Raw genomic sequence first — 4,433 nt, 5'->3', positions numbered from 1 at the left:
GGCCGCCAGGTCGGCGCTCGCGGTCGCGAGCCGCTCGAGGAAGCCCTGGTCGCCGGCGAGCTCGTCGAGCCGGTCGCGGCCCACGGCCCCGAGCAGCTTGACCGGGTCGTGGCCGGTCGACTCCCACAGCTCGGGGTCGACCTCCGCGAAGACGTCCTGGGTCTCGGGGTGCCACGACCACCGCAGGTTGCCGGCGAGCTCGCTGAGCGCGACCAGCGGGGCCGGAAGGACGGGGCGGACGATGAAGCGTCGAATGGCATGCACGGGCTGACCGTACTGCGCGGCTTGGATCGATCCAACCGCGTCTCACCATGTCTCGATTGCACACGTCGGGAGGTCACGATCGCGTTTCGTCCGACAATCAAGCGCCTCGGGCCATAACGCCCACACGTCTAGACCGTTGGACCCAGCATGATCTCGTTGACCTCACGACGCGGGCGCTATAGCGCCGCGATCGCCGCCCTCGCGACCGCCACCCTGGTCCCCGGACTGCTCCAGATGCCCGCCGTGGCTGATGGCGTGGACATTCCCTCCGTCCCTGGCCTGACCCGTAACGACGGCGTCGGCGAGCGGATCCTGCCCGGCAGCATCGGCGACCCGGTCGCGGGGCTGGTGGACATCGACACCCGTGGCTCCACCGTGCCGTCGGCGCTGCAGAAGTCCGCAGCCGCTCGTCTCGGCGCCACCGACCTGCGCTGGAACGCCTTCGGCACCCCTGCCTCGGTCCTGCCGAGCGACGGCGTCCTGGCGCGGGCGACGTCGAGCAACCCGGTGACGGCAGCGCGCAACTACCTCGTCAGCAACGCCGCCGCCTTCGGTCTCTCAGCGTCCGACATGCGCGGCCTCGTCATGGTCAACAACCAGGAGCTCGCCTTCGACGGCGGGCACGCGGTCTTCTTCCGCCAGTCCTTCGACGGTCTCGTCCCCGCCATCGGCAGCGCGGTGACCGTCGGCGTCGCCAACGGCGAGATCGCCTACGTCTCCTCCTCCCTCACCAAGACCACCCAGAACCCCCCGGCCTCCAAGCTGTCCGCGGCCCAGGGCTGGCTGCTCGCGGCCGAGAACGTCGGCCTCGACCTGAGCGACAGGCTCCTGGACGACGTCGTCCGCACCGTCAGCGACGGCTGGACGCGCCTGCGGGTGCCCGGCCTGGCGCAGGAGCAGCTGGTGCGCCTGCGTGCCCTGGCCCTCGCCGACGGCTCGGTCCGCCCCGTGCTCGAGGCGAACGTCGTCGACGTCGCCGGCGGCCACAGCGAGGCCTACACGGTCCTGGTCGACGCGGTGGACGGCTCGATCCTGCACCGTCAGAATCAGGTGGAGAACCTCGCCGAGGGCCTCACCGACGGCCCCAGCACGCTCTCGAACGCCGCGCTCGGAGGCGGTCTCGCAGCGTCCAACAGCGTCACCCCCTTCACCGGCACCTACACCGCCACCGCGTGCGGACCGAAGCACGAGTTCGAGCTCACCGACGACAAGACTCGCTCGATCGTGATGGTCGGCTCAGCAGTCAACCCGGCCAACGACATCGTGCTCAAGCTCTACGACCCCAGCGGCGCGGTCCTGGCCAGCGGTGACCTGCTCACCAGCCCCGAGACGCTGACCTACTCGGCGGCGAAGATCCCGGCCGGCACCTACTCCGGCGCGGTCTGCCCGTTCGACGGCACTGCCCTGCTGCCCCCAGCCGAGTACTTCCTGACGATCGCGACCAGCGACCAGGCCTCGGGCACGCCAAGCCCCGGCGCCGGTGGCACCGCGGGCAACCCCCGCTGGCGCTTCTTCCCGGCCAACCCCACCTTGGACAGCCCGACCCAGACGCCGAAGAACAGCGTGGTCGCGTGCTGGTTCAACGCCAACGCCAAGGCCTGCACCCTGCCCACCGGTTCGGTGCGCAACGTCTCGGCTCCCGGACCGTGGGACAACGTCGTGGCCACCGGCCTGCCGACCTTCACCACGATCGGCAACAACGCCAACACCCACGAGGCCTGGGCGTCCCCGCTGACTCCCGGCGGCCTCGCGCAGGCGCCGTTCTCGCCGACCCAGAGGTACGACGCCGAGTTCACCGACGCCTGGAACAACTCCCAGTGCAGCCCCACCGAGCTGGTGCCGGGCGGCAACGACATCGAGTTCTCGGTGGGCAACCTGTTCGTCACCCACAACCGGATGCACGACTTCTCCTACTACCTCGGCTTCAACGAGGGCAACTACAACCTGCAGGTCGACAACATCGGCCGCGGCGGCATCGACGGCGACCCCGAGGTCGGCAACGTCCAGGCCGGTGGGCAGCCGTCGTTCCTCGGTCGCGACAACGCCAACCAGATCACCCTGCAGGACGGCGTGCCCGGCATCACCAACCAGTACCTGTTCCAGCCGATCGCCGGTGCCTTCTACGCTCCCTGCACCGACGGTGGGCTCGACATGGGGATTGTCGGCCATGAATACACCCACGCCATCAGCAACCGGATGGTCGGCGGTCCCGACGAGGGGCTGACCTCCGAGCAGGGCGGCGCCATGGGCGAGTCCTGGTCCGACCAGGTCGCCGCCGAGTTCCAGTTCGAGCACGGCTACTCCAACGGTGGCAACGTCTGGGCCGTCGGCGCCTACGCGACCGGCAACCTGACGACCGCCATCCGTGACTACGCGATGAACAAGAACCCGCTCAACTACGCCAACTACGGCTTCGACACCACGGGCCCCGAGGTCCACGCCGACGGCGAGATCTGGAACGGCATCAACTGGGAGGTCCGTCAGGCCCTGGTGAAGAAGTGGAACAAGAAGTTCCCCGTCACCAACATGGTGCTGCAGGAGCGCTGCGCCGAGGGAAGCCAGAACAAGGGCCCCCAGCGTCCGGCTCTGTGCCCGGGCAACCGACGCTGGCTCCAGCTGATGTTCGACTCGATGCTGCTCCAGCAGGGCGCGACGTCGATGCTCGATGCCCGCGACGCGTTCATCGCCGCCGACCAGATGCGCTTCCGCGGAGAGAACAAGGCAGTCATCTCGGCAGCCTTCGCCCGCCGCGGGATGGGCAAGGGCTCCACGGTCAAGGACGGCGACGACACCTCGCCGAAGCCCAGCTTTGCCAGCGCCGTCGGCAAGAACACCAAGGTCGTCTTCAAGACCAAGAGCGGCGGCAGCATCTACGTCGGCGACTTCGAGGCTCGTTCGACCCCGGTCGCCGACACCCTCGGCAAGACGAAGAAGCTGGGCAACAAGGCCTCCTTCACCGCCGGGCGCTACGACATGCTCTACGTCGGCCCCAAGCACGGCTTCATGCGCTTCAAGCTGAACGTCACCGGCAAGAAGTCGAAGCAGGTCGTCAAGGTCCGGACCACGAAGAACCTCGCTGCCAAGAAGTCCGGTGCCAAGATCATCGACGCCACCGCGGGCAGCCTTCAGGAGGACTTCCTCATCGACGGCACCGAGGCGACGTCGTGGGGTGGCTTCACCGCCACGAACGTCGATGAGTCCAACCCGCTCGTGGCGGTCGACCTGGCCGGCAAGAAGAGCAAGGTCCGCAGCGTCGCGGTCAGCGCGATGCTGAAGGCCACTCCCGGGGACGCCGACGCCGGCTCCCGATTCACCGCGCTGCGCAAGTTCGCGGTCGAGGCGTGCACGAAGAGCTGCTCCTCGGCGAAGGCGTCCTGGAAGCGGGTCTTCACCTCCGCCGACAACGCGTTCCCGTCGCAGCGCCCGCGCCCGGTGGCGCCGACCCTCAACATGCGGGCCTTCGCCATCAAGCCGACCAAGGCGGCCGCCCTGCGGCTGGTCGTCCTCGAGAACCAGTGCACCGGCTTCGCGGGCTACGCCGGCGAGCTCGACGAGGACCCGATCAACGACACCGACTGCAAGACGGCGTCCGACCGGGGCTCGATCGTGCACGTGGCGGAGTTCCAGGCCTTCACCTCGAAGTTCCCGAGCTGGAAGTCGCGCTACGGCATCGACAACCCGCAGCGGTCCTTCCGCTGACACGATCCGCAGGGGGCGGTGCGCATCGCGCTCCGCCCCCTGCGGCGTCTGCACGCTCCCGCCCGGACGCCACGGGTCCACCTGCCGGGGTGAGAAGGTTGCGGCGCTTGGTGCGACCCGCAAAGGTGAGTGCATGGTTGGACGCATTCCAGTAGTGGACGTACAACCGGTGGTGGGCCTGGGACGACAGTCCGCGAAGGCCACCGTCGGAGAACCTTTCCCTGTCTCGGCGACGGTGTTCCGCGAGGGCCACGACAAGCTTGCCGCCGAGGTGGTGCTCATCGCGCCCGACGGGAGCAGACAGCCACCCGCGCGCATGGCCAAGCTCACCGACCCCGTCGACCGCTACGAGGCCTGGGTCACGCCCACCTCGACGGGCGCGTGGACGTTTGAGGTGCACGCCTGGTCCGACCCGTTCGCGACGTGGGAGCACGCCGCGTCGATCAAGGTGCCGGCCGGCATCGACGTCG

At 68.9% G+C, this 4,433-nt stretch carries 3 protein-coding genes; 2 read left to right on the top strand and 1 reads right to left on the bottom strand.

Features of this window, described 5'->3' with window-relative positions; translation table 11 throughout:
- The coding region (locus VOI19_RS15060) for a DUF3417 domain-containing protein (protein WP_323793782.1) at window positions 1-264 on the bottom strand (264 nt) is incomplete at its 3' end.
- Window positions 265-411: 147 nt separating this feature from the next.
- On the opposite strand from VOI19_RS15060, the gene VOI19_RS15055 reads away from it, so the two are divergent.
- Window positions 412-3,963, top strand: coding sequence for a M36 family metallopeptidase (locus tag VOI19_RS15055; protein WP_323793781.1), 3,552 nt, complete (start codon window positions 412-414; stop codon window positions 3,961-3,963).
- A gap of 133 nt (window positions 3,964-4,096) precedes the next feature.
- Window positions 4,097-4,433 (top strand): maltotransferase domain-containing protein (locus VOI19_RS15050; RefSeq protein ID WP_323793780.1); only part of this gene is annotated, 337 nt, incomplete at its 3' end.

It is taken from the genome of Nocardioides sp., from assembly GCF_034670285.1.
In the GTDB taxonomy this organism is placed as follows: domain Bacteria; phylum Actinomycetota; class Actinomycetes; order Propionibacteriales; family Nocardioidaceae; genus Nocardioides.
The sequence above is the reverse complement of the archived record's forward strand: the minus strand, read 5'-3'. Positions and strand labels throughout refer to the sequence as shown.

What these genes read in the sequence shown, in the direction of transcription:
- VOI19_RS15055 (WP_323793781.1), top strand. Translation starts at nt 412, where the DNA reads ATGATCTCGTTGACCTCACGACGCGGGCGCTATAGCGCCGCGATCGCC.